25 protein-coding genes and 1 tRNA gene are annotated in these 25,466 nt (G+C 67.2%); 15 read left to right on the top strand and 11 right to left on the bottom strand.

Features of this window, described 5'->3' with window-relative positions; genetic code table 11:
* Positions 1 to 64 precede the first annotated feature (64 nt).
* Together CFB41_RS11620 and CFB41_RS11615 are read right to left on the bottom strand one after the other, a co-directional pair.
* Positions 65 to 640, bottom strand: coding sequence for a hypothetical protein (locus CFB41_RS11620; protein ID WP_256940964.1), 576 nt, complete (start codon positions 638 to 640; stop codon positions 65 to 67).
* 175 nt (positions 641 to 815) lie between these two features.
* Positions 816 to 1,424, bottom strand: coding sequence for a DUF2939 domain-containing protein (locus tag CFB41_RS11615; RefSeq protein ID WP_089456524.1), 609 nt, complete (start codon positions 1,422 to 1,424; stop codon positions 816 to 818).
* Between the two features lie 83 nt (positions 1,425 to 1,507).
* On the opposite strand from CFB41_RS11615, the gene CFB41_RS38090 reads away from it, so the two are divergent.
* The gene (locus CFB41_RS38090) at positions 1,508 to 1,681 is read left to right on the top strand and encodes a hypothetical protein (protein ID WP_179250006.1); all 174 of its coding nucleotides are present in this window, start codon (positions 1,508 to 1,510) and stop codon (positions 1,679 to 1,681) included.
* A 242-nt stretch (positions 1,682 to 1,923) separates the two neighbouring features.
* Here CFB41_RS38090 and CFB41_RS11610 read toward each other — a convergent pair.
* Positions 1,924 to 2,014 (bottom strand) — tRNA-Ser (locus CFB41_RS11610).
* A gap of 186 nt (positions 2,015 to 2,200) precedes the next feature.
* Between CFB41_RS11610 and CFB41_RS11605 the strand changes: the two genes are divergently transcribed.
* From CFB41_RS11605 to CFB41_RS11570, 8 genes are all read left to right on the top strand, one after another.
* Entirely contained in the window at positions 2,201 to 2,830 is a 630-nt protein-coding gene (locus CFB41_RS11605) for a LysE family translocator (RefSeq protein WP_089456523.1), read from the top strand.
* Between the two features lie 45 nt (positions 2,831 to 2,875).
* Positions 2,876 to 3,292 carry a hypothetical protein gene (locus CFB41_RS11600; protein ID WP_089456522.1) on the top strand — a complete coding sequence of 139 codons (417 nt, stop codon included), beginning with the start codon at positions 2,876 to 2,878 and terminating at the stop codon, positions 3,290 to 3,292.
* A 353-nt stretch (positions 3,293 to 3,645) separates the two neighbouring features.
* Positions 3,646 to 4,749 (top strand): toxic anion resistance protein, encoded by a 1,104-nt coding sequence (locus tag CFB41_RS11595; RefSeq protein ID WP_089456521.1) that lies wholly within the window; start codon positions 3,646 to 3,648, stop codon positions 4,747 to 4,749.
* Positions 4,750 to 4,769: 20 nt separating this feature from the next.
* On the top strand, positions 4,770 to 5,516 hold the full coding sequence (locus CFB41_RS11590) for a VWA domain-containing protein (RefSeq protein ID WP_089440600.1): 747 nt from the start codon (positions 4,770 to 4,772) through the stop codon (positions 5,514 to 5,516).
* A 43-nt stretch (positions 5,517 to 5,559) separates the two neighbouring features.
* Positions 5,560 to 6,576 carry a DUF475 domain-containing protein gene (locus CFB41_RS11585; protein ID WP_089456520.1) on the top strand — a complete coding sequence of 339 codons (1,017 nt, stop codon included), beginning with the start codon at positions 5,560 to 5,562 and terminating at the stop codon, positions 6,574 to 6,576.
* Between the two features lie 100 nt (positions 6,577 to 6,676).
* Positions 6,677 to 7,333, top strand: coding sequence for a TerD family protein (locus tag CFB41_RS11580; protein WP_039369378.1), 657 nt, complete (start codon positions 6,677 to 6,679; stop codon positions 7,331 to 7,333).
* A gap of 51 nt (positions 7,334 to 7,384) precedes the next feature.
* Positions 7,385 to 8,263: a hypothetical protein gene (locus tag CFB41_RS11575; protein ID WP_089456519.1), complete on the top strand. Its 879-nt coding sequence runs from the start codon at positions 7,385 to 7,387 to the stop codon at positions 8,261 to 8,263.
* Positions 8,264 to 8,391: 128 nt separating this feature from the next.
* Positions 8,392 to 9,012 (top strand): HAD family hydrolase, encoded by a 621-nt coding sequence (locus CFB41_RS11570; protein ID WP_089456518.1) that lies wholly within the window; start codon positions 8,392 to 8,394, stop codon positions 9,010 to 9,012.
* A 9-nt stretch (positions 9,013 to 9,021) separates the two neighbouring features.
* Here the strand turns inward: CFB41_RS11570 and CFB41_RS11565 are convergent, their stop codons facing one another.
* A complete protein-coding gene (locus CFB41_RS11565) occupies positions 9,022 to 10,131 on the bottom strand; it encodes a fatty acid desaturase (RefSeq protein ID WP_089456517.1) in 1,110 nt (369 codons plus the stop codon).
* A 205-nt stretch (positions 10,132 to 10,336) separates the two neighbouring features.
* Between CFB41_RS11565 and CFB41_RS11560 the strand changes: the two genes are divergently transcribed.
* Positions 10,337 to 11,374, top strand: a complete 1,038-nt coding sequence (locus tag CFB41_RS11560; RefSeq protein WP_089440595.1) for an AraC family transcriptional regulator — start codon at positions 10,337 to 10,339, stop codon at positions 11,372 to 11,374.
* A gap of 61 nt (positions 11,375 to 11,435) precedes the next feature.
* Here the strand turns inward: CFB41_RS11560 and CFB41_RS11555 are convergent, their stop codons facing one another.
* From CFB41_RS11555 to cysD, 5 genes are all read right to left on the bottom strand, one after another.
* On the bottom strand, positions 11,436 to 12,485 hold the full coding sequence (locus tag CFB41_RS11555; RefSeq protein ID WP_089456516.1) for a beta-propeller fold lactonase family protein: 1,050 nt from the start codon (positions 12,483 to 12,485) through the stop codon (positions 11,436 to 11,438).
* Positions 12,472 to 13,839, bottom strand: a complete 1,368-nt coding sequence (locus CFB41_RS11550) for an MFS transporter (RefSeq protein WP_089456515.1) — start codon at positions 13,837 to 13,839, stop codon at positions 12,472 to 12,474. Before CFB41_RS11550 ends, CFB41_RS11555 begins: the two co-directional genes overlap by 14 nt.
* Before the next feature lie 303 nt (positions 13,840 to 14,142).
* Complete coding sequence (locus CFB41_RS11540) at positions 14,143 to 15,330, bottom strand: helix-turn-helix transcriptional regulator (RefSeq protein WP_089456513.1); 1,188 nt, start codon at positions 15,328 to 15,330, stop codon at positions 14,143 to 14,145.
* 126 nt (positions 15,331 to 15,456) lie between these two features.
* Positions 15,457 to 17,379 carry a sulfate adenylyltransferase subunit CysN gene (gene cysN / locus CFB41_RS11535; protein WP_089456512.1) on the bottom strand — a complete coding sequence of 641 codons (1,923 nt, stop codon included), beginning with the start codon at positions 17,377 to 17,379 and terminating at the stop codon, positions 15,457 to 15,459.
* A complete protein-coding gene (gene cysD / locus CFB41_RS11530; RefSeq protein ID WP_306427067.1) occupies positions 17,379 to 18,359 on the bottom strand; it encodes a sulfate adenylyltransferase subunit CysD in 981 nt (326 codons plus the stop codon). The genes cysN and cysD overlap by 1 nt, the downstream gene beginning before the upstream one ends.
* A gap of 130 nt (positions 18,360 to 18,489) precedes the next feature.
* On the opposite strand from cysD, the gene CFB41_RS11525 reads away from it, so the two are divergent.
* From CFB41_RS11525 to CFB41_RS11510, 4 genes are read left to right on the top strand one after another with little or no spacing between them, the layout of a single operon-like run.
* Positions 18,490 to 19,599, top strand: a complete 1,110-nt coding sequence (locus tag CFB41_RS11525) for a DUF1214 domain-containing protein (RefSeq protein WP_089456510.1) — start codon at positions 18,490 to 18,492, stop codon at positions 19,597 to 19,599.
* The gene (locus CFB41_RS11520; protein ID WP_089456509.1) at positions 19,596 to 20,789 is read left to right on the top strand and encodes a sulfotransferase; all 1,194 of its coding nucleotides are present in this window, start codon (positions 19,596 to 19,598) and stop codon (positions 20,787 to 20,789) included. The genes CFB41_RS11525 and CFB41_RS11520 overlap by 4 nt, the downstream gene beginning before the upstream one ends.
* A gap of 41 nt (positions 20,790 to 20,830) precedes the next feature.
* Positions 20,831 to 21,622 (top strand): SDR family oxidoreductase, encoded by a 792-nt coding sequence (locus CFB41_RS11515; RefSeq protein ID WP_089456508.1) that lies wholly within the window; start codon positions 20,831 to 20,833, stop codon positions 21,620 to 21,622.
* A gap of 17 nt (positions 21,623 to 21,639) precedes the next feature.
* Complete coding sequence (locus tag CFB41_RS11510) at positions 21,640 to 22,620, top strand: acetyltransferase (RefSeq protein ID WP_089456630.1); 981 nt, start codon at positions 21,640 to 21,642, stop codon at positions 22,618 to 22,620.
* Between the two features lie 64 nt (positions 22,621 to 22,684).
* Here the strand turns inward: CFB41_RS11510 and CFB41_RS11505 are convergent, their stop codons facing one another.
* Both CFB41_RS11505 and CFB41_RS11500 read right to left on the bottom strand, forming a co-directional pair.
* Positions 22,685 to 23,137 (bottom strand): nuclear transport factor 2 family protein, encoded by a 453-nt coding sequence (locus tag CFB41_RS11505; protein WP_089456507.1) that lies wholly within the window; start codon positions 23,135 to 23,137, stop codon positions 22,685 to 22,687.
* Between the two features lie 13 nt (positions 23,138 to 23,150).
* Positions 23,151 to 23,630, bottom strand: a complete 480-nt coding sequence (locus CFB41_RS11500; protein WP_089456506.1) for an SRPBCC domain-containing protein — start codon at positions 23,628 to 23,630, stop codon at positions 23,151 to 23,153.
* 357 nt (positions 23,631 to 23,987) lie between these two features.
* On the opposite strand from CFB41_RS11500, the gene CFB41_RS11495 reads away from it, so the two are divergent.
* Positions 23,988 to 25,466 carry a deoxyribodipyrimidine photo-lyase gene (locus CFB41_RS11495; protein ID WP_089456505.1) on the top strand — a complete coding sequence of 493 codons (1,479 nt, stop codon included), beginning with the start codon at positions 23,988 to 23,990 and terminating at the stop codon, positions 25,464 to 25,466.

Genomic DNA, 25,466 nt, shown 5'->3' with positions numbered 1-25,466 from the left:
GCAAGTGTCGTTCGGCATTGCTCAAATGCCGGGCCGCGTCCGTATTGGCGCCGTGACTCGCGGATCAGAGCGCTGAAATGCCGAGCTCGGCTCCCTTGGTCGTCTGCACCCGGCTGAAATCACAGCTTCCATCCGTCACGCCTTTCGCGTTCGGGATGGCGACGCAGATATAGGCACGGATGCCATGCGGCAAGGCCACATGGCGGAACTCGCCAACCTTGATCGTCGCGACCCGATCGACGGCAAATCGATCGTTGATCGGTGTCGCGCCGGACGGGATCGACATGGTCACTTCCGACGTGGCGTTCCCGGTTTGCGATGTCAGCGTCTGGCTGCTGCCGATTTCTCCGTTGACCGAGAAGCGTATCGCTGCCTGTCCTTCCGACACGCGCTGGACCGTGACGGCGAGCGTCGGCTTGGCAATCCCCGCCGCGCATTTGCCGGCGGCGCATTCGCGAACGGAAAGAAGCGTGCGAAATGGGGAGGCGGGCTGACCGATGACCGACAGGTCGGTCGACGAGCCGCCGTCTCGCAGGGATTTCTCGAGCGGCGGGGGAGCGGTCACCGCGATGGTGGTGCTGATCGACGCGGGCGAAAATGCCGTCGCGCAAGCTGACAGCATCGTCGCAGCAATAGCCATCGTGGCGAACCGTGGACTCAATCGCATGGAGCTGACTCGCGGTGATGAAACCCTGGATATCGTCAGGAGAATACACATCTTTAGCGTGGGGTGTTCGGGAGTTGCGGTGCGCCGCACGCTCAGATCAAGCAGGGAAGCGGGCCGGCTGCGCACGGCCCGAGCCGCTTCCTGGTGATCAGTTTGAACCGAATTTGTCGATCGGCAGATTAACTGCGCTCAGCTTCCAGGACCAGAGGCCGTCACGCTTGAGGATGAATGTCACCTCGTCGTCCGTTCCTTTTCGCGCAGTTGCGGTGACGGTCGACCAGTTCTTGTAGCCGGCCGAATAGTCGGCTTTCGGCTTGCTGCTCGTTGTTTGCGGCGCGGTGCCGCCGTCGGACCTCGGTTGGGCCGTTTCCGATGGTTCGGGAGAGGAGGCCTGCACGCTGGAGCGTGCAGGCTTGGCTGCGCCCTGGGCCATCATGGTCATGACGCCCGCCGGCGTAACCATCGTGTCGATGGCCTGATTCACGAAACCCATCGCCATCACCATTCCCAGATCGGCGAATGGATTGCCGTTCATCTCGGGGGAATTCGCCATTTTCGCCTGCATCATGGTTATGAGTTGCGCACGCAGGCTTTCTCGCATCGATGGAAAATCGACATAGGAAGAAAACGAGTCGGCATCGTTGTCGGCCAGGGCCGATCGCATCTGATACAGGGTGATATACGGGCTCGCGTAACTGGACGCCACGCCCGCGGCTATTGCGATTCCGGCGATTACCAGCAGTTTCTTATTTTTCATGGTCTCTACACGCGTTCATATTGTTTATCGGGACGTTATTTTAACGGTCACATACCAGGAACTTGAGTGGCCGACAATCCGCGATGCGAATTTACGATCGTTATTCAATTTCGAATGGCGGACTGAATGGGCGTCGTCTGGTCGAAAAAAGGCAATGCGGCGACGAGAAGCGCGTTGAATTGCCTGGCCGTCGCCCGCGCTTGATGCCTGATGACGAAATCGAGGTGAAGCGCCTGATGGCGAGCGTGTCTGCGTAGCGCGCATCGGGGGCGCGGCCAATGGTCGCCGCACTGACGATCGGCGGGCGCTTCAGCGTGCAGAAATGGAAAACGGGCCGAGCGGCCCGTTTTTGCGGATGTCCGGGGGGATGCGCCCACACGAGCGCGGGCCGCGGATTCGCTTGCAGGCGAATCCCTTCGAATCCCCCGTGCCAGCCGACCTGTCGGCTGGCTTCTCTCCGGAAACGAAAATGCCCGCTGGCGCGGGCATTTTTGAATTCTGGCGGAGAGAGGGGGATTCGAACCCCCGATAGGCGATTAACCTATACACGCTTTCCAGGCGTGCGACTTAAACCACTCATCCATCTCTCCGGAAGACCGAGAGTATAGCAAACTCTGGGGGCAGTCCGCCACTCCGTCCGACGATCCATGCAAATCGGACGGGGCGCGAGGTCGGCGGCCCGCCAGACAACGGTCGAGCGGGCGGTCGCGCCATCATGCGATCATGCTCCGTCCGCCTGCATTTTCCAGCCCTTCGTTCAACAGGAGCGCTCCGCCATGTCGCTGTCCGCCTTGCTCGCTTTTGCCCTGATCCTGTCCGTTGGCGTCGCGACGCCCGGACCGACGGTGTTGCTCGCGATGAGCAACGGTTCGCGGTACGGGTTGCGTCACGCGATGGTCGGCATGCTGGGCGCTGTCACGGCCGATGTCGTGCTCGTTGCGCTGGTCGGGTGCGGTCTCGGGATGCTGCTCGACGCGTCGGAAACGGCCTTCGTCACGCTGAAGCTGGCCGGTGCGGCGTGGCTCGCCTATGTCGGCGTGCGGATGCTGCTGTCATCCGGCGGTTCCGCCGCTGTACAGGCGCTCGATCGCGCGACGCCCGATCGCCGGACCGCGTTCCTGAAGAGCTTTTTCGTCGCGATGAGCAACCCAAAATACTACCTGTTCATGTCCGCGCTGCTGCCGCAGTTCGTCGACCGGTCGCACGCGATCGCGCCGCAGTACGCGATCCTCGCGGCGACGATCGTCGCGATCGACGTTATCGGGATGACCGGCTACGCACTGCTCGGCGCGCATTCGGTGCGCGTGTGGAAGGCCGCGGGGGCGAAGTGGCTGAACCGCGTCAGCGGGTCGCTGCTGCTGATGCTCGCGGGCTACGTCGCGCTGTATCGCAAGGCCGCGAACTGACGCGGCGATGCTTCGGGAACATATCTCTCGCCAACTGGCCCGGCGATGAAGCCGATCGAGCGCTTCACGCTCGAAACGCACGACGGCTTGTATGAAACGTGGCCGTCGCGCACGCATGTGCTCGTGAACGGCGAACGTTGCGGCCTCACCGTTTCCGGCTATGTGCTGCTTCGCCAGTTCGAGACGCCGGACGCCTATCTGCTCGTCACCGACTACGACTGCCTGTTCGAGGAGGCCGTCACGTTCACGCTCGTGTCGAAGGATCCGTTGAAGGAACTCGCGCGGCGCACGGTCGGCGCAATGTACGCGTCGTGCCATCTGGACGGCATGACGTGGGCCGACGACCGGCATTTCAGCGCGACGTTCGCGGACATCGAAGGGCGGTGGGATTTCACGATTCGTGACCGATCGGTGCCGTTCTTCCTGCCCCGGCTCGGGATGAATCGCGTGCAGGATCGGTAGCGCGCGATCGGCGCTCGCGCGCGTCTCGTCCACGTAGGCGCGTCGTCTGAAACCTGCCGGAACAGGCGGTTTCATTTCTCTTTCACATTGATCTGACGTGTAAGTTTCGACGCGCTCGAATCTTGCGTGGCCGGCATGCATGACGGCAGAAGCAGCGACGATCGGGCTTCGCGTCTACCCGTCACATTACAAAATGAATGGAAATTGAAAGAATTCCTTCCCTTGACGCAAGGCGCTCGAGCCATTTATTGTCCGTCTGCCGCACGTGAGAGAGCACGGCGGCAATCGCGGATGCGCGCCTTGCGCGCATGACAACACGCAGCAGAAAGCAGAAAAGGAAACGTGGTAGCCACATGAAGCCGCTCTTCGACGACAAGAACTCCGATGCGGTCAGCGATCGTCCTTCCACCCCGTCTTCGTCACCCGTCGCAGCGCCCGTCGCCGTGCCTGCCGCCGCCGTTGCCGTGCCGGCTGCACGCCCGGCGGAGAACGTCCGCCTGATCACCGTCGACGAGATCGACCAGCTCGGCGCGACGCAGGGCACGCGGATCGCGGCCTTCTCCCAGCAGATTCTCGCCAGCGTCCGCGCGTCGGATGCCGACCAGTTCGGCGACAAGCTCAACGAACTGATCGCGACCGCGAAGGGGCTCGACCCGCGCGGCGCCGACAAGGGCGGGCTGCTCACGCAGGTCACGCGGCTGTTCCGCTCGACCAAGGAGAAGCTGCTGTCGCAATACGAGTCGGTGAGCAAGCGGATGGACACGCTCGTCGTCGAGCTCGAGAACCATGCGCAGCGCCAGAAGGCCGGCATCGACGAGCTCGAGCGGATGTACAACGACAACTACGCGCTGCACCAGGAGCTCGCGCAGTCGAAGGCGCACGGCGAAACGGCGCTCGCGGCGTTGCGTGCGCATCTCGCGGCCGGCCAGCAGCCGGTGGACGACGCGTTCGCCGCACAGCGCCTGCTCGACGTGAAGCGCAAGGTCGACGCGCTCGAAAGCAAGCTCGACGACCTCGACCGCGCGATGCTGATGTCGAAGCAGCTCGCACCGCAGATCCGGATGGAGCAGGACCAGAAACGCACGCTGACGTCGAAGTTCATGACGATCAAGACCGTGCTGATCCCCGCGTGGACCAACGCGTTCGCGCTTTACCTCGAGCAGCTCAGCACGAAGCGCGCGGCGGCGCTCGCCAATGCGACGTACGACGCGGCCGACGAGGCGATCCGCGCGCAGGCCGACCTGAACCGCCAGAACGCGCAGGAAGTCGCGAAGCTGAGCCAGCGCCCCGTGATCTCGACCGACACGTTCGAATACGCGCAGCAGCAGTTGTTCGGCGCGTTCGACGACATCACGCAGATCATCGCCGACGGCCGTCGCCAGCGTGAGCAGGACGCACCGCGCCTGCGCCAGCTCGAACAGGACCTGATCACCCGATTCGCTCCGAAGCACAACTGATAGAACCGAGAGAACACCGCATGATTACGCTTGAGAAACGCGCGGCGAAGGTCGCGATCGTCCTCGAAAAACGCCAGATCCTGAAGCCGCCCGTCGTGCGCGTCGGGGCGGCGCTCGACATCTCCGGCTCCGCGAAGCCGCTGTACCAGTCGGGCGTGATCCAGGACACGCACGACCGGATCCTCGGCATCGCATTGAAGTTCGACGACAACGGCGAAGTCGATACGTGGACCTTCACCGAAGGCTACGACCGCCTGCCGACCGCGACGCCGGACAACTACGGCTCGTATATCTCCGACCACGTGCTCAACGCGCGGATCGACAAGTGGGGCGGCACGCAGTACGCGCCGGTGATGAACGACATCGTCGACTTCTTCTTCCGTGCGCCGGAGCCGTCGCCGAAGCGCGAAGAGAAGCGCGGCTTCCTGAGCCGGCTGTTCGGCGCAGCGGACGAGACGCCCGCGCCGGCCGCCACCGCGCCGGTGAACGGCCACCTGCCCGCATGGGTGCTGTTCGTCACCGACGGCCAGAACCCGAAGAACGACCGCAAGCGCGTGCGCCAGCTGCTCGCCGAGTCGCAGCACTACCCGCTGTACTGGTCGCTCGTCGGCGTCGGCGATCCGAGCGAATTCGGCTTCCTCGCGGAAGTCGCGGACGAGATGCCGAACGTCGGCTTCCTGCATCTCGAATCGCTCGACGTCAGCGACGAACAGATCTACGACCAGCTGATCACGCAGGAATTCTGCGACTGGGTGCGCGCGAAGTAAGCGCAGCCCGCCCGCCTTTTATCCCGAACTCGATTACCCCATCATGTTGAAAGACTTCAAGATCCCGTTGTCGCTCACGGTGCTCGCGCTGATCGCGGCCTATCTCCTCGGCGGCGTGAAGGACATGCTGATCGTCGCGGTCCTGTCGGTGCTCGAAATCTCGTTGTCGCTCGACAACGCGGTCGTCAACGCCTCGGTGCTCAAGAACTGGTCGGAGAAGTGGCGCAACCGCTTCATGGTGTTCGGCCTGCCGGTCGCGGTGTTCGGCATGCGGCTCGTATTCCCGCTGCTGATCGTCGCGGTGATCGGCCACATCGGCATGTGGGACGCGCTGAAGCTCGCGATCGAGTCGCCGGAGCAGTACGCATCGATCCTCACGTCCGCGCATCACCAGGTCTCCGCATTCGGCGGCGCGTTCCTGCTGATGGTGTTCTTCAAGTTCATGCTCGACACCGAGAAGGACGAACACTGGATCGGCTTCCTGGAAGGCCCGATGAGTCACCTCGGCCGCATCACGGCGCTGGAAGTGGCGCTGACGCTCGCCATCATCATCGTCGCGTCGCTCTACGTGCCGGCAGCCGAGCAGGTGGCCTTCCTGCTCGCGGGGGCGTTCGGCGTGATCAGCTTCGTGATCGCGCACGGCATTGGCGACCTGATCGGCGGCGAGGAGACGGGCACGCGCGTGGTGCGCGAAGGCGTCGCGGGTTTCATGTATCTCGAAGTGCTCGATTCGTCGTTCAGCTTCGACGGCGTGATCGGCGCATTCGCGCTGTCGAACAACATCTTCCTGATCGCGCTCGGCCTTGGCGTCGGTGCGGCCTATATCCGGGAAATGACGCTCGTGCTGCTGAAGAAGGGCACGCTCGCGCAATACCGTTACCTCGAACACGGCGCCTTCTGGGCAATTGGTGCGCTCGCAACGATCATGTTCCTCGGCGTGAAGTTCGAGGTGCCCGAGGTCATCACCGGCCTGGTCGGCGCGGCAATGATCGCCGCGGCCGTGTGGTCGTCGATCGTCGTGCAACGCAAGGAAGACCGGACTGCCGTGGCGGGCGAGTGACGCCGCGTCACGTGCGGGTCTAACACCATCAACGAGGGGCCGCGCAGGGCGGCCCGGCATTGCCGCCGGCACAACGGCGGTTCCAGTAGAAGAGGTTCAGATGATCAATTTGTCGAAAGGCGGTCGCGTCAACCTGTCGAAGGAAGCGCCCGGCACGCAGAAGTTCCGCATCGGTCTCGGTTGGGACGCGAACGCGACGGACACGGGTACGGATTTCGATCTCGACGTGTCGGTGTTCCTGTGCAAGTACGACGCGCAGAGCAATCCGAAGCTGATTTCGGATCAGCACTTCGTGTTCTACAACAGCGAAGTGCGCACGATGGAGCGCAAGGACACCTTCATCCAGCCGGGCGACGATTTCCCGAAGCGCGGGATGCCCGCGTCGAAGTGCCTGGGCGTCGTGCATAGCGGCGACAACCGCACGGGCAGCGGCGACGGCGACGACGAGGTGATCTTCATCGACATGACGAAGCTCGCGGCCGACGTCGAGGAAATCTCGGTGGTCGTGACGATCGACCAGGCCGAAGCGCGTCGCCAGAATTTCGGCCAGGTGCGCAACAGCTACATCCAGATCGCCGACGAAGTGTCGGGCGCGGTGATCGCGAAGTACGCGCTCGAGGAAGACTTCTCGATGGAGACGTCGGTGCAGGTCGGCAGCTTCTATCGCCGTGACGGCCACTTCATGTTCAAGGCGGTCGGCGCCGGCTACAACCGCGGCCTGGGCGACTTCGTGCGCGCGTACGGCGGCGCGGTCTGACTGGCGGCAGCCCGGCCGGCGGGATACCGCCGAGCCGGGCAGGAAGCAGCGATGACGAATCCGTCCGACGAGCCGAAGCGGCTCGAGTTCGATACGACGCCCGAGCGCACGCCCGGGCGTCTTGCGTTCGACGCGCCGCCCGCGGCCGCGGCGCCGGTTGCGCGCGGGCCCGAGCGGCCGGCGCCGCAGGCGCTCGACTTCGGCCCGGCACCCGCGCCCGCGTCCGGCGAGGCCATGCGCACGGCGCCGGCCGGGGCGGTCGGCCGCGCGGTGTTCGGCGAATCGAACCATCCGCAACTCGAAGCGTGCTTCCGCGCCGCGCAGGCCAGCTTCCCGAATCTCTATCCCGACTACGCGCCGCGCATCGAGCGGCACATCCGGCAACTGGTGCCGCTCAAGCTCGCGACGATCGCGACGATCGGTGACGGCGCGCTGGAGACGGCGGGCAACCTCGTCGAAGCCGTGGCGGCCACGACGCGCGAATTCAACGAACTCGGCGCGGCCGACATGATGGCCGGCATGCTCGCGCAGGCGACGCGCAAGGCCGGCATGTTCGAACGCTGGTTCGGCTCGGCGACGGGGCATGTCGATTACCGCGCGGCGATCGGGGCGCTCAAGCAGTCGCTCGGCTTCTTCCCGCGCCGCACCGAAGCACTCGCCGCGAAGGTCCGCCATGCGGAAGAAGACCTCGTGGTCGTGCTCGCGGCGCTGAGCGCGGTGTCGGACGTCGTGCGCGCGCCGGACGATGCCGGTGTCGAGCGCACGCTGTTCGACCGCCGCAACATCGTCGGGCAGGCGGTGCAGCAGATCCGCATGCAACCTGCGCAATTGCGCGGGCTCGACGAGCGCGTGACCGATCTGCTGTCGCGCGCCGATCATCTGATGAACGTCGTGCTGCCGGCGGCGCTGGCGGCGCGGCCGCAGCGCTAAGGGCGCGGCACGAAGGGAACGAAGCGCATGAACCCGCGCGCTGGCAGTGCCGCATCACGCCATTTCACGTGCACCGGCGCGAGTCTGCTATCTTCCCGGGCATCTCATCGCTTTCCCGCCGATTCTCCATGACTGACCGCATCGTTGCCGCATTCGATTTCGACGGCACCATCACGACGACCGACAGCTTTCGCCATTTCGTCCGCTATGCGGTCGGCACGCCGCGCTTCGCCTGGGCCGGATTGCGTGCGTTGCCGTGGATCATTGCGATGAAGGCCGGGCTGTTGTCGCGTGGCGATGCGAAAGCGAAATTCGCGTCGTTCGCGTTCGGGCCGGTGCGCGAGGAGGCGCTCGATGCGCAGGCGCGCACGTTCGTCGATACCTATTTGCCGAGCCTCGTGCGCCCGGAAATGCTCGAACGCATCCGCGAGCATCGGGCACGCGGGCACGAAGTCGTGCTGGTGAGCGCGTCGCCGTCGCTGTATCTGGAGAAGTGGGCGAAGACGGCCGGCTTCGATGCGGTGCTCGCGACGCGGCTGGCGTTCGAGCGTGGCGCCTTCGCCGGTCGGCTCGACGGCGAAAACTGTTGGGGGCCGCAGAAGGTCGTGCGGCTGCGCGGGTGGTGGGGCGACCGGCCGCCGAAACAGTTGTTCGCGTACGGCGACAGCCGTGGCGACAAGGAAATGGCCGAACTCGCGAACTGGTCGTGGATCCGCGGGCAAGGGCCGATGCCGCCGATCGGCGGTTGAGGCGGTGCGTTACGCGTCGGCCTGAGCGTGGCGCGTCGCGCGCGCCGGACGATAACCGCCCCAGCGATTCGCCCGCGCGAACGTGCCGACGTCGTTGAAGCGCACGCCGACTTCACGCAGCGCCGCATGCGCGGTGCGTGCGGTCAGCTGGCGGATGTAGAACGGGTCGCGCACCACGAAGTGATGGATCGCGTGCGTGCTGCCGAAGTTGAAGCAGAACAGCTGGAACGGCAGCATCCACCACGGGTTGAGCACCTGCGTCTGCTGGATCACGTTGCGCGAGTCGATGTCGCCGAAGTAATGCATGTTCGAGCTGACGAAGTTGATGCAGAAGCTGCGCACGAAGTTCGGGCCGAGCCACACCACGGCCAGGAAATCGACGACGCTCATCGTGCGCTCGACGACAGCCGGCACCGCCACCGCGTAGCCGAACGCATGCAGCGCGAACAGGCCGACGTGATAGACGATGAACGCGTGCCACAGCACGTAATACACGTGACCGACCGGCATGTAGGACGACACCTGCTCGACGCGCAACTGCAGGCGCTCGGACGGATCCTGCACCGGCTGCGCGGCCACATACTGCTTCACCTTGCGGCGCATCGCGGTGGGCCGCAGCACGACGGCGAGCATGCCGTCCGCGATCATCAGCAGCCGCTTCACTCCCCAGCGTTCGCCATTGGTGATGCCGAATTCCTCGAGATCCGATTCGCCGCCCGACACCTTGTGGTGATGCAGGTGCATGCGCCGCCGCGTCCACGGGTTGATCGTGCCGGGCCGCGTGAGCCAGCACAGCGCCATCATCAGGTGATAGGCCCACGGCGTCTTCTTGAAGTACATCAGGTGGATCAGGTCGTGCTCGAGCTCGTGGATCAGCGACGTGACGAACGCGGCGAGCGGCAGCGCGACGTACCACGCGATCGATCCGCGCGCATACAGCCACGCGATCGCGAGCATCGCGCTCACCGAGACGGCCATCACGGTCGCGCCGACGAGGTTCTGGTTGTCGAGCAGGGGAAAGCGCGCGCGGATCGCGTCGCTCGCGGCGTTGACCTCGCGGCGGACGTACGCGACCTTGTCCGCGTCGTGGCGAAAGGCGGTTCGTGCGGGTTGGCTCATCGACCGGGATTCCTGCGGAAAGAGTGGGGCGCAATGCCGATGTGACAAGCATAGGCGCGCACCGGACCGCGCGCGAGGGCCGCGGGTGCCAATGGTGGTGTCATTTCGGGCCACGATGGCCGGCCGGCGCGGCTAGAGTCACGCCCCGGTGTCATTGCGGGCCAGCGACGCTACAATCCGCCGAAACCGCTCCGGAGTCCGCCGCATGGTCCTGTCCGTCCCGGATGCCGCGCGCCAGCTGAACAAGGCGACGGTGTCGTCCGCGTATGCGCTGTTCATGCTGATGCTGGCCGAGGAGCGCGGCATCGACGGCGCTCGCGTGCTGGCCGGCTCGGGCGTCGAGCGCGACCGGCTCGCGCAGCCCGATGCGCGCATCACGCCGCTGCAGCAGGCGGCGATCGTGTTCAACCTGCTCGACGCGACGGACGACCCGTCGATCGCGATCGAGATCGGCCTGCGCAGCAGCCTGACGAAAGCGGGGCTGATCGGCTTCGGACTGATGAGCTGCGCGACGCTCGGCGAGGCGATCTCGCTCGGCATCCGCTACCTGCCGACGCGCGTGCCGTTCTTCTCGGTGCGGCTCGCGCAACTCGACGGAATCGTCGACATCGACGTGCTCGAGGCGTTTCCGCTTGGCCGGCTGCGCCAGTTCGCGGTCGAGAACTTCCTGGTCGAGACGGCGATCCTGTTCAACTCGCTGCTGCATCCGGTGCCGGGGCGCACGCTGCAGTCGCGTGCCGAACTCCATTTCGAATGGCCGGAGCCGCCGTGGTTCGAGCGTTATCGCGCGCGGCTGCCGCGCTGTCATTTCGACGCGAGCGCGAACCGCATCCGCTGCGACGCCGCGTTGCTCGACGAGCCGATCGGCACTGCGAACGCGCACACCGCGCAGATGATCGTGCAGCAGTGCGAGGCCGAGCTCGCGCGGCTTGGCTATGCGGAAAGCATCGTCGAGCGCGTGCGCAACCTGTTGATTTGCGGCGAGGGCGGCTATCCGTCGGTCGATGATGTCGCGCGCGAGCTGCATGTATCGGCGCGCACGCTCAAGCGCAAGCTCGCCGAGTATGGCGCGACCTATTCGACGCTGCTCGACGAGATCCGGTTGCGCGACGCGCTGCGGTTGCTCGAAGGCACGCGGCTGCCGGTCGACGAGATCGCCGCGCGCGTCGGCTACACGGATCGCGCCAATTTCACGCGGGCGTTCAAGCGCTGGACGGGCGTCGCACCGAGCGAGCGGCGCTGAACGCGGTTACGCGCCGGCCTGCGTGGCGGGCCTGCCGCGTCATGCGCCGCGTGTCCCTGTTTCAGACGATCTCGACCCAGTTCGCGCCGCGTCCGCCCGGCACGCGCGTGTGCGGCGACAGTGCGCCGTCGTCCGGCGCGATCGCATACACCGATACATATTCCGACTGTTCGCCGCAGGCGATGAGCCAGCGTCCCGACGGGTCGATTGCGAACCCGCGCGGCTGCGTTTCGGTGGCGGTCGCGTGCGCGGGTTCGAACGTGCCGTCTTCGCTGCGGCGATAGCAGAGCAGGCGGCTCGACGTGCGTTCGCTCACATAGGCGAAACGCTCGTCGGGCGTCAGGTGCAGGTCGGCGGCCCAGACGGACGGTTCGGTGGGGGCGGGCGGCCGCGCATGGCCTTGCGCGAGATCGGCGATGGCCGGATGGCGCGCACTCACATGCGCATCGCCGAGCCGGCCGGTTTCAGGGTCGCGCGCGAACGTCGCGAGCGTGGCCTGGAATTCGCTGACGACGACGAGCGTGCGGCCGTCATCCGCGAATTGCAGGTGACGCGGGCCGAACCCGGCCGGCACGCGCGTTTCGCCGTGTTCGCGTGCACGCAGGCCGGCCGCGTCCTCGACGAGCGCGAAGCTGAACACGCGATCCGAGCCGAGCGAGCTGACGTACGCGAAACGGTTGTCCGGCGACACGATCACCGCGTGCGCGTTCGCGATCCCACCCGTGACCTGTAGCGGCGTGCCGTCGCCGTCGCGCACGCGCGCGGCGTCGTAGAGGCTCAGCGAATTCCCGCCGTACGACGCGCCGAGCAGCCAGCGGCCGCTGCGGTCGAGCGACAGGTACGCTTGGCTGGCATCGATCGCAGTGGTGCCGATGCGCACGAGCGCGCCGGTGGCCGGCACGACGCGGAACGCGACGATCGTCGGTTGTTCGCCGCGCGTCGCGACGTAGAGCCGCGCGCGGTCGGCCGGCACGGCGATCGGCATCGCGACGTCGGCCGCGGGATAACGGGTGAGCGGCGCAAGCGTGCCGTCGGCCGCGAGCGAGAAGGTGGCGAGGTCGCCGTCGACGGCATTCGAGACGACGACGGTCAGGCGGTCAGTGTTCGGCATGGCGGAGCATCGAGGCGTTCGTGAAGGACGCGTCGGCCGGCAGGCCGCGCGGCGGATCGCTGCGCCGGTGGGTGCGCGCGAACAGCGCGGCGACCGCGGCGACGAGCGAAGCGATCGCGAGCGCATACAGCCCGCCCGTGATCGAACCCGTATGTTGCTTCAGATAGCCGAAGGCCGTCGGTGCGACGAAGCCACCGAGGTTGCCGACCGAGTTGATCAGCGCGATCACGGCCGCGGCCACCCGCGTGTCGAGATAGCCCTGCGGGATCGGCCAGAACAGCGACGACGCGGCCTTGAAGCCGAGCGCGGCGAAGCAGATCGACGCGAACGACCATACCGGATCGTGCGACGTCGACGCGAACAGCCCGCATGCGGCGAGCACCAGCGCGACCGCGAGCCAGCGCTGCGGATGCTTCCATTTCGACGACAGCACCGCGAAGCCGTACATCGCGCCGATCGCGATCATCCACGGAATCGTGTTGTACAGGCCGACCTGGAAATCGCTGAGTCCGCCCATCTTGCGGATGATCGTCGGCAGCCAGAACGTGGCCGCGTAGATCGTCAGCTGGATCGAGAAATACAGGAAGCAGAACAGCATGATCTGCGGGTCGCGCAGCAGCGCGGTGGCGCGCACCGGCACGTTCGAGCGGACGTCGCGCGTCGCGCGCTCTTCATCGAGCGCGTTCTGCAGCGCCGTGCGTTCTTCGGCCGTGAGCCACGTCGCGTCGCGGATGTGCGATTTCAGCAGCAGCCAGCTCGCGCCGCACAGCGCGACCGAGAACAGCCCTTCGATCAGGAACATCCATTGCCAGCCTTCGAGGCCGAAGCCGCGGATCGACAGCAGCGCGCCGGTGACGGGCCCGGACAGCACGGACGCGAACGCGGAACCGCCGAGGAAGATCGCCATCGCCTTGCCGCGCTCCTGCGGCGGCAGCCATTGCGACAGGTACAGCACGACGCCGGGGAAGAAGCCGGCCTCGGCCGCGCCGAGCAGGAAGCGCAGCGCGTAGAACGACGTGTCGTTCCACACGAACGCCATCGCGGCCGCGACGATGCCCCACGTCGCCATGATCCGGGCCAGCCAGATGCGTGCGCCGTAGCGCTGCATCAGCAGGTTCGACGGCACCTCGAACAGCGCGTAGCCGACGAAGAACAACCCGGCGCCGAGGCCGTACGCGGCCGCGCCGATGCCGATCGACGCCTCGAGGTGGCGATCGACGAAGCCGACGTTCACGCGGTCGATGTAGTTCGCGATGAACATGATCAGCACGAGCGGCAGCACGTGCCACTTCACTTTCGAGACGGCGGACGCGAGCGGGTCGCGTCCGGGCAGGGCGGGCGAGGGCGGGTTCAAGCGTGTCTCCGGTCGGGCGGCGGCGGACGGGGCGGTGGCCCGCGTCGGCATCCGGGTGGCGGTTTGTGTAGTATGTCGTCGTATGACATGGTACGCCTGTGCGCCGATGAAGACGTCGCGGGTTTACCCGAAAATTACTCAGATATCGGGGAATTTCATGACGCGTGTTGGCTATCTACTCATGTCTGATGACGTATGACATGAAGCGAACAGGTGCCGATTGCTGCGTCTTCCGTCGCGGCCCGCACTGCGCGCGCGGGGGCATCGGTCGGGCAGCCCGTCCGGGAGCTGCCGGCGCCGCGACTACGCCATCGACACGACGCTGTTGAGCAGCGTCTTCACGAGCACGGCCTGCCGCGTCGCACCCGTCTTCGCGAAGATGCCGCGCAGGTGCGCACGCGCGGTGTTCTTCGTGATGCCGGTCGCGGCGGCTGCTTCGTCGAGCGTCAGCCCGTCGACGAGCAGCAGTGCGATTTCGGTTTCCATCGGCGTGAGCCGGAACAACCGGTGCAGCATGTCGCGCGACGTCTGCGGCGACGACGCCGGATCGCGGACGAACACGGCGACGGCCGGCCGGTGCCGGCGGTCCTCGGCGCCGCGGTAGGGCGCGAGCGGGCGCAGCAGCACGCTCAGCGGCATCGCGCCGCCGGGGCGCGACAGCGTGGTGGCTTCGATGCGCGCGAGCGCGCCCGCGCGAAAATGCTCGAGCGCGGCCTGCAGCGCTTTCTGCAGCCGGCGCTCGTCGAGCGGGCACGATGCGTGGAGCCGCTCCTGGCGCACGCACAGCCCGTCCTGCTGTTCGATCAGCCGCTCGGCGATGCGGTTGCGCTTGATCACGCGGCCGTCCTCGTCGACGATCGCGGTGCCGACGTCGAGCCGGTCGACGGTGCCCGCATACAGCGCGCGCTCGGCATCGAGCACGTCGAACGCCGCGTGCAGCTCGACCGCTCGCTGCAGGTGCGGCAGCAGCGTCGCGACCTGCGCGCGCTCGGCCGCGTCGAAATCGTGGCCGCCATGCGCGCGGCTCACGAAGAACGCGCATTCGACGCCACGTTCGCCGCGCAGGTTCGCGCCGAGGATGTAGCGCAGGTCGAGCGGCTGCAGGTACTGCCGGTAGAAATCGTGCGCGCGCCACGCGTTTTCGCCGAACAGCCGGTCGGCCGTGAAGACCTGGCCGGGCGGCTGGTCGAGAAACGGGCACAGCGCGTAGAACTGCTCGCTGTACGACGGTTCGCCGGGCAGCAGCGGGCCGTGTGCCGACGCGTTGATGATGAGCCCGTGCCGTGCGCCGCCCGGGTTGCGCAGCACCAGCGTCGTGAAGCGCGCGTCGAGCCGCGCGCGAGCCGCTTCGAGGAAGCCGGCCCACGGGGTGGGTTCAGACGGGCCCTGATACACGAGCCCGAGCCACGCGCTGAGTTCGCGCGCCGTCCACGCCGCGTCGTCGAAACCGTCTTGCGCGGCCGGGTCGCCGGGCGCCAGCGCGATGGGCATGCTCGTGTTCTCCTGGTCGGGATGAAGGATTCCCGGACCAGCATACCGGCCGCCCGGCGGCCCGCGTCATCCGAACGGAGTAGGTGACGCGGGCAGTGGGTCAGCCGGGCTGCCCGCTTGCGGCGCTTATGCCGCGCGCTCGCGCAGCAGGTACGCGACGATGCGATCGGCCGCTTCTTCCGGCGACTCGGCGACCGTGTCGACGCGCAGTTCGGGCTGGGCGGGCGGTTCGTATGGCGAATCGATGCCCGTGAAGTGCTTCAGCTCGCCGCGCCGCGCCTTCTTGTACAGCCCCTTCGGATCGCGCTCCTCGGCCACCGCGAGCGGCGTGTCGACGAATACCTCGACGAACTCGTCGGGGCCGGCCATCGCGCGCGCCATGTCGCGCTCCGCGCGGAACGGCGAGATGAACGACACGAGCGTGATGAGCCCCGCGTCGAGCATCAGCCGCGCGACTTCGGCGACGCGCCGGATGTTCTCCACGCGATCGGCCTCGGTGAAGCCGAGATCGCGATTGAGCCCGTGCCGCACGTTGTCGCCGTCGAGCAGGTACGTGTGCTTGCCGAGTGCATGCAGCCGCTTCTCGACGAGATTCGCGATCGTCGACTTGCCGGCGCCCGACAGGCCCGTCAGCCACACGATGCGCGGCGTCTGCGCTTTCTGCGCGGCACGCGCGGCGCGGTCGACGTCGACGGCCTGCCAGTGCACGTTGTGCGCGCGGCGCAACGCGAAGTGCAGCATCCCGGCGCCGACCGTGTCGTGGGTGACGCGGTCGATCACGATGAAGCCGCCCGTGTGGCGGTTGCGGTCGTATGGGTCGAACGCGACCGGCCGGTCGAAGCTCAGGTTGCACACGCCGATCTCGTTGAGCGCAAGCGTGCGCGCCGCGAGATGCTCGCGCGTGTTCACGTCGATCTTGTACTTCGGCGTCGCGCAGGTCGCGCCGACTGTCTGCGTGCCGAGCTTCACGAGATACGGGCGGCCGGGCAGAAGCGGCGCGTCGTGCATCCACACGAGCGTCGCCTCGAACTGGTCGGCCACCTCGGGCGGCGCATCGGCGCGCGCGATCATGTCGCCGCGGCTGATGTCGATCTCGTCGGCGAGCGTGAGCGTCACCGCGTCGCCAGCGCGCGCGATGTCGCTTTCGCCGCGTTGCGTGATCACCGACGCGACGCGGCTTTCCTTGCCGGACGGCAGCACGCGCACGCGCTCGCCGATGCGGATCTCGCCCGATGCGATGCTGCCCGCGTAACCGCGGAAGTTCAGGTGCGGGCGGTTGACCCACTGCACCGGCAGGCGGAACGGCTCGTCGCGCGTCATGCGCACGGCGAGCGGCAGCGTGTCGAGATGCCGCATCAGCGTCGGGCCCGCGTACCACGGCATCCGTGCGCTCGGCGCGATCACGTTGTCGCCGCGCAGCGCCGACATCGGGATGCTGACGATCTCCGCCAGCCCGAGCTCGGCGGCGAACGCGCGATAGTCGGCGTCGATGCGCTCGAACACGGCGCGGTCGTAGTCGACGAGATCCATCTTGTTGATCGCGAGCACCACGCGCTTGATGCCGATCAGCGCGACGAGGTGGCTATGGCGGCGCGTCTGCGTGAGCACGCCCTTGCGCGCATCGATCAGGATCACGGCGAGATCGGCGGTCGACGCGCCGGTGATCATGTTGCGCGTGTACTGCTCGTGGCCGGGCGTGTCGGCGACGATGAACTTGCGTCGCGCGGTCGCGAAGAAGCGGTACGCGACGTCGATCGTGATCCCTTGCTCGCGCTCGGCCGACAGGCCGTCGACGAGCAGCGCGAAATCGAGTTCGCCGCCTTGCGTGCCGACCTTTTTCGAATCGGCCTCGAGCTGCGTGAGCTGGTCGTCGAACAGCAGGTTCGATTCGTAGAGCAGGCGGCCGATCAGCGTGCTCTTGCCGTCGTCGACGCTGCCGCACGTGATGAAGCGCAGCAGGTCCTGGGTTTGCGTATGCGCTTCGCCGGAAGCGCGTGCATCGGGTGCGTGGCGCGCGAGCGTGTCGGGCGCGGTGAGAACGTGTGCCATCAGAAATAGCCCTCCTGTTTCTTCTTTTCCATCGAACCGGCCGAATCGCTGTCGATCAGTCGTCCTTGCCGTTCGGACGTGCGCGTCTCGCGCATCTCCCGCAGGATGTCGTCGAGCGACGTCGCATCGCTGTCGATCGCGCCCGTCAGCGGATAGCAGCCGAGCGTGCGAAAGCGCACCTTGCGCATCTGCGGCACTTCGCCTTCGCGCAGCGGCAGGCGTTCGTCGTCGACCATGATCAGCGCGCCGTCGCGTTCGACCACGGGCCGCTCCTTCGCGAAGTAGAGCGGCACGATCGGGATGTCGTGAAGCTGGATGTACTGCCAGATGTCGAGCTCGGTCCAGTTCGAGATCGGGAACACGCGCAGGCTTTCGCCCTTGCGCTTGCGCGCGTTGTACAGCGACCAGAGCTCGGGGCGCTGGCGTTTCGGGTCCCAGCGGTGCTGTTCCGAGCGCAGCGACACGATGCGCTCCTTCGCGCGCGATTTCTCCTCGTCGCGGCGGGCGCCACCGAACGCGGCGTCGAAGCCGTAGTGATCGAGCGCCTGCTTGAGCCCCTGCGTCTTCCACACGTCGGTGTGCACGGCCGAGCCGTGCGTGAACGGATCGATGCCGTTCGCGACGCCGTCTGGGTTGATGTGCACGCGCAGGTCGAGGCCGAGGCGCGCGGCCGTCTCGTCGCGAAACGCGATCATCTCGCGGAATTTCCAGGTCGTATCGACGTGCAGCAGCGGAAAGGGCGGCTTCGCCGGGTAGAACGCCTTCATCGCGAGATGCAGCATGACCGAGCTGTCCTTGCCGATCGAATACAGCATCACCGGGTTCTCGCTCTCGGCGACCACCTCGCGCATGATGTGGATGCTTTCGGCCTCCAGCCGCTCCAAGTGGGTCAACATCGTTCGTCTCCTTGTTTCATGCCGGCGCCGCGCGACATGTGCGGCGTTTCGTGCATGACACCGACGGTATCGAGCGAGCGGCATGCCGCTCTTCGTCCGGGTGGACTAAATCGCGGCACGGCGGTGGCGCGGATCTTTCCTTAGTCCACCCGGACGAAGTGGCGCGCGACGGCGACGCTTAAGGTGAGCGCTCGACCATCGGCGGAGACGACACATGACGGACGACACACGTGCCACGCAATTGCTTTCGGGCCAGACCTGGGCCGATTTCTGCGACACCCTGAAACGCAGCGGAGAACAGATCCTGCGCGCCGAGGCGCCGGACGATCCGCTGACGCGCGCGGAGGGATTCCGCTACCTGAGCCGGCTGATGCGCATCGCGCTCGAGATGCACGTCGAGTTCGCGGACGGTGCATGGCCCGGCTTCTTCTCGCCGTCGCACGAGACCGCGAAGATCGGCGCCGACAATCCCGACAACCTGTACCAGTACGCACGGCTCGACGGCCGCTGCGCATACCGCGTGACGGGGCGGCGCGGCACGGTGGCCTACCTGAGCTTCGGCACGCAGAAGGGCGGCTACGAGACCGACGGCAAGATGCTGCAGACGGGCTTTCTCGACGCGAAACAGCTCGAGATCGCGCCGGACGGCAGCTTCGAGATCGTGCTGAGCGAAACGCCGCGCGCGGGTAACTGGGTACGCATGGAGCCGGGCACCAACGCGTTGCTGGTGCGCCAGACCTTCCTCGACCGGCGCGCGGAAACGCCGGCACAACTGAGGATCGAGCGCATCGGCGCCGACGATCGCCCGGCGCCGCTCGACCCGCTCGTGCTGCAGGGCGGCCTCACGCGCGCCGCGCAGTTCGTCGAGCAGACGTCGAAGCTGTTCGCGGACTGGGCCGCGAGCTACCGGCCGCACGTGAATGCGCTGCCGCCTGCCGACCAGGCGCTGTGCCAGTCGGTCGGCGGCGATCCGAACATCTACTACTACCACTCGTGCTGGTCGCTGGCTGATGATGAAGCACTCGTGATCGACGTTGATACGGTGCCCGACTGCGATTTCTGGAACGTGCAGCTCAACAACTACTGGATGGAATCGCTCGATTACCGGCACTTCGATATCTGCGTGAACAAGCACAGTGCGCGGCTGAATGCGGCCGGCGGCGTGACGGTGGTCGTCGCGGCCGCGCGGCCGGGCGATGCGAACTGGCTCGATACGGCCGGGCATCGCACCGGCACGATCTGCTGGCGCTGGGTCGGCGCCGCGCAGCCGGTGCATCCGCGCACGCGGGTGGTGAAGCTCGCGACGCTGAAGGAGGCCGCATGAACGCGCCGCTGGATCGAACCCGCACGCTGCTTGCGCCCGACGGATTGATCGCCGAAGCCGTGTCGCGCACGGGGGGGCTCACCGCGTTCGGTGACGGGCCGTATCGCGAAGCCCTCGACGTGATGTGCGCGTCGCTGATCGACGAAGCGGAGCTGTCCGCACGCGGCGCGGCGATGATGCGCGAGAAGCTCGTCGGCCAGCTCGCGAACCGGCTCGTCATCGAGGACTACTTCCGGCGTCATCCGGAAATCGCGGAGATCGCGATCGACGATCCGCTCGTGATCGTCGGCCTGCCGCGCACCGGAACGACGCTGTTGCAGCGCCTGCTGGCCGTCGACCCGCGCTTCCATGCGGCAGCGTGGTGGGAAACCCGCTACCCGGCGCCGCTCGCAGGCGAGACGCTCGCCGAGCCGACGGTGCGCATTGCGCATGCGCAGGCCGAGGTCGCGACGATGATCGATTGCATTCCGCAGATCCTGACGATCCACCCGCTCGATGCGATGCTCGCCGACGAGGAGTTCATGCTGATGGAGCATGCGTTCGTGTGCGCGATGGATTCGTATGCGAACGTGCCGCGCTACACCGCGTGGCTCGCGCGGCAGGATCTCACGCCGGTCTATACGTACCTGAAGCGGATGCTGCAGTTCCTGCAATGGCAGAAGTCGCAGCGCGGCGTCGCGCCGGCCGCGCGCTGGCTGCTGAAGACGCCGCAGCACCTGCATGCGCTCGACGTGCTGTGCCACGTGTTTCCGCGCGCGCAGGTCGTGCTCACGCACCGCGATCCGGCGCAGACGATTCCATCGATGGCGAGCATGGCGCACACGTTGTGGCAGATGTATGCGGACGATCCCGATCCGCTCGCCGTCGGCGCGCAGTGGAACGCGGGGATGGCGCGCGCGATCGGCGCGGCGATGGCCGCGCGCGATGCGCTGCCGGCCGACCGCTTCCTCGACGTGCGCTTCGAGGACACCGTGTCGAATCCGCTCGGTGTGGCCGAAGCCGTGTACGCGTTCGCCGGGATGCCGCTCGATGCGCGGCAGCGTGCGGCGATGACGGACTGGCTGGCGCGCAACGGCCGCGACAAGCGTGCCCCGCACGACTATTCGATCGCGCGCTTCGGCTTTACCGATGCGCAGCTCGCGCGCGACTTCGCCGCGTATCGCGCGCGGCACCTGCGGGCGGCCGGCTGACGCCCGTTGCTCGAGAGATCCACGACAACCAGGAGACAACCATGTTGCTGAAGGACAAGATCGTCGTGATTTCCGGAATCGGGCCGGGGCTCGGTGTGAAGCTCGCCGTCGAGGCCGCACGCGAGGGCGCGCGCGGCGTGGTCGTCGCCGCGCGCACGATCGAAAAGCTCGACGCTGCCGAAGCGCGAATCCACGCACTCGGCGTCGATTGCGACGTACTGAAGGTGCAGACCGACATCACCGACCGTGCACAATGCCGGCAGCTCGCGACGCAGGCCGTCGAGCGCTTCGGCCGGATCGACGCGCTCGTGAACAGCGCATTCGTGCACGGCACGTTTCCGGAACCGGTGGAGGCAGCCGACCTCGACGGCTGGCGTGCGGTGTTCGACACCAACGTGTTCGGCACGATGGCGCTCACGCAGGAAGTCGTGCCGCACATGAAGCGGCGGCAGCGCGGCGCGATCGTGATGATCAACACGCAGGCGACCCGCAAGCCGTTTGCAGGGGAAGGCGGCTACGCTGTATCGAAGGGGGCGCTCGCGGTTGCGGCAAAATACCTGGCGCGCGAACTCGGCGTGCACGGCATTCGCGCGAACAGCATCCACATGGGGTGGATGTGGGGCGTGCCGACCCAGACGTATTTCCGGCAGGCGGCTGCCGAGTACGGGATGACGGAAGAGCAGGTCATCGCGCCGATCGCGTCGAGCATCGCGCTCGCGAAGCTGCCGACCGACGACGACTGTGCGCGCGCGGCGCTGTTCCTCGCGTCGGACTATGCGAATGCGGTGACGGGCGCGACGCTCGACGCGAATGGCGGCGATTTCATGCCCTGACGATGGAGCAAAGGATCATGCAGGACAACCACGACACACGACACTTCTTTGCATTCAACGGCGACGCGGACGGGCTGTGCGCGCTTCAGCAACTGCGGCTCGCGGAGGGCGTGCACGGCACGCTCGTGACCGGCGTGAAACGCGACATCAAGCTGCTCGAGCGGATCGACGCGCGGGCGGGCGACATCGTCACCGTGCTCGACGTGTCGCACGACCAGAATCGCGACGCGTGTGCGCGGCTGCTGCGCGACGGCGCGACGGTCCGCTATTTCGATCATCACTTCGCGGGCGAATTGCCCGACGATCCGGGCTTCGACGCGCATATCGACACGGCGGCCGACGTCTGCACGAGCGCGATCGTGAACCGCTATCTCGACGGCCGGCACGTGCGCTGGGCGATCGTCGCGGCGTTCGGCGACGAATTGCCGGCGCTCGGGAACGCGCTGGCGAGTGAGCACGGGATTGGCGACGCCGAGCGCGAGACGCTCGCCGAACTCGGGCTCTACCTGAACTACAACGCATACGGCGAGTGTGTCGGCGATCTGCATTTCGACCCGGCCGCGCTCGCCGATGCGATGCTGCCGTGCGTCGACCCGCTCGATTTCGTGCGCGAGACGGCCGTATTCGCCGCGCTGCGCGACGGCTACCGCGACGACATGGCGCGCGCATGCGCACTCGCGCCGCTGCGCGAGGTGCCCGGTGCGACGCTGGTCCGGATGCCTGATCATCCGTGGGCGCGGCGCGCGACCGGCATGCTCGCGAACGAACGGATGCGCAACGCGCCGCATGCGGCGCTCGCGGTGCTGTCGCCACGTGCGGACGGCGGGCTCGTCGTCAGCGTGCGCGTGCCCGATGGCCGACCGCTCGGCGCCGACGAGTTCTGTCGCGGCTTTCCGACCGGCGGCGGGCGCAAGCGCGCGGGCGGCATCAACCATCTGCCGGAAACGGAATTCGACGCATTCGCCGAGCGATTCGAGGCCGCGTTCCGGCTCGATTGATTCAAACGGCGATCCGAACTGCGTGCGCCGTGCAACCCTCGCACGGCGCGCGCATCGCGATGGATCAACCGGTCGCGCCCGCCAGCACGGCCGGCACGTTGTGACCGTAGCAGCGCTCCTCCACGCGCTCGGCGATGCGCCAACCCTGCGCGGTGCGCACGAACCGGTCGACGTACCACAGCCCGAGAAACATCACCTGCGTGCCGCCGTTAGGCAGCGCGACTTCCATCGGATTGAAGCAGATCGTGCGGCTGCGCGCGGCGTCACCGTCGAGCCGGATCGACAGGTTGCCGACCATGTGCTGGTACTGCGGAAACTGCGGCAGCACGGTGCGCAGCCACGCCTTCACCTCCGGATAGCGGCCGGCGATGCCGCCCATCGCGCGATAGTCGATCGCGGCATCGGGTGTGAACACCGCGTCGAGCGCGTCGAAGTCGCGCGTGTCGATCGCAGTCGAATACGCGACGATCAACTCGCGGATGTCGTGATGGTCGGACAGCGTTTGCAGGTCGGGCATCGGCGGTTCCCGGTCACGCGCCGTGGCGCCGGCGAGCCGCGTGGAGCGTCTCGGCGCGCTGCTTCACGTCGCGCGCGCACTGGTCGAAACCCTGTTTCACCCAAGCGCCGTGGTGCTGCATGATCGTGTCCGCGTTGACGCCGAGGAACTGGTCGGTCGTGAAATAGCGGCAGCGCTCCGTGCCGATCGCGTCGATGTACTGGTCGCGGCGCGCGGCGTCCTTGTTTTCGTCGGTCGGGCGCTGCTCCCACGACAGCAGGCGTTCGGGTTCGTACGCGACGAGGATCTCGTTGACGGGAATCACGGTCTGCGTGCCCGGGATGCGCACCTGCATGTGCACGAAATCGCCGATCCTGCCGGTCGTTTCGAAGCCGACGCAGAACGTGTTCCATTCGCCGTAGCGCGGGAAGTCGGTCAGCACTTCCCAGACGACGGAGGCCGGTGCGTCGATGTCGACGGTGATCGAGGTGACGAGATTCGAGGGTTTGGTCATGGCGATGTATCGGATCGGATGAAACCGCGCCTACCCCGGGTGGCAGGACGCTTCGCGGCGGTCGGAAGGAGCCGCGCCGGTATCGGTCGGCGCGCGTGACGGGTGGGGCTCGGGACGTGCTGGGCGTTTTCGCCGGCACGTGCCGCGCAGCGCACCCGACATCGAGCGTAGGCCGGCGCACGCGGCGAAGAATCGTCGGAATGGACTAAGGCGTTTCACCGGGGCGGCGGGGTGGTGCGATTGTCGCGACGGTCGGCGGCAGGGGCGCGCCGGCGCATCATGCGCGCAGACCGTCGACACCACGCAGCGCAGCCGCGACAATACGCGTCTCTTTCCGCTTTCGTCATCGAGGTGCCTGTGTCCGCCAAGCCGTCCGTTGCTCCCGCGATCGTCTGGTTCCGCGACGATCTCCGCGTGACCGACCAGCCCGCGCTCACACGCGCGGCGGAATCGGGCCGGCCGCTCATCTGCGTATTCGTCGACGACACGGGCGACGGCGCCGGGCGGGCGCTCGGCGGCGCGGCGCGCTGGTGGCTGCACGGGTCGCTGGCCGGGCTCGACGCGGCGCTCGCGCGTCATGGCGGGCGCCTGCTGCTGTTGCGCGGCGACGCGCCGCGCGAGATCGACCGCATCGTGCACGACACGGGCGCGCAAGCCGTGTACTGGAACCGCCGCTACGCGCAACCGCAGCGCGACGCCGACGCGGCGCTGAAGGCGTCGCTCAAGGCGCGCGGTGTCACGGTCGAGAGCAGCAACGGCAGCCTGCTGAACGAGCCGTGGGAGGTACTCACGGGCGGCGGCACCCCGTATCAGGTGTTCACTGCGTACTGGCGTGCGGCGCGACGGGATCGCACGGTCGCCGCGCCGCTGCCGGAACCCGAGCGGATCGCGTTTCATCCGTGGTCGACAGCCGTGCGCGACCGCGCGCTGGCGCTCGACGCGCTTGCGTTGCGGCCGCATTCGCCGGATTGGGCCGGCGGCCTGCGCGATGCGTGGCCCATGCCCGACGAAGCCGGCGCGCACGCGCAGCTCGACGCGTTCCTGACGACTTCGCTCGCCGGCTATGCGGACGCGCGCGATCTGCCCGACCGGCCCGCGACGAGCCGCCTTTCGCCGTTCCTGCGCTTTGGCAACGTGTCGCCGCGACAGGTGTGGCACGCGGTGCAGGGGGCCGCGAGCGCAGGCGGCGCGGCGCTTGCCGCGGACGCCGACAAATTCCTGAGCGAACTCGGCTGGCGCGAATTCAGCTACACGCTGCTGTACCACTTCCCGGCGCTCGCGACCGACAACTTCCGCGCGCAGTTCGACGCGATGCCGTGGCGTGACGATCCCGCCGCGCTGCGCGCATGGCAGCGCGGGCTGACGGGCTATCCGCTCGTCGATGCGGGCCTGCGCGAACTGTGGACGACCGGCTGGATGCACAACCGCGTGCGGATGGTCGTCGCGTCGTTCCTGATCAAGCATCTGCTGATCGACTGGCGTGCGGGCGAAGCGTGGTTCTGGGACACGCTGGTCGACGCCGATCCCGCGAACAACGCGGCGAGCTGGCAGTGGGTGGCCGGGTGCGGTGCCGACGCCGCGCCGTATTTCCGCATCTTCAATCCGGTCGCGCAGGGGCAGAAGTTCGATCCGGACGGCGCGTACGTGCGGCGCTGGGTGCCTGAGCTTGCCGGTCTCGACAACGCCTCGATCCACGCGCCGTGGGAAGCGTCGCCGCTGGAGCTCGACGCGGCCGGTGTGCGGCTCGGTGTCGACTATCCGGCGCCGCTCGTCGAGCATGCGGCCGCGCGTGCCCGCGCGCTCGATGCGCTGGCGGCATTGCCGAAGCGCCGCTGA

The organism is Burkholderia sp. AU33803, assembly GCF_002223095.1.
Lineage (GTDB): Bacteria > Pseudomonadota > Gammaproteobacteria > Burkholderiales > Burkholderiaceae > Burkholderia.
The sequence above is the reverse complement of the archived record's forward strand: the minus strand, read 5'-3'. Positions and strand labels throughout refer to the sequence as shown.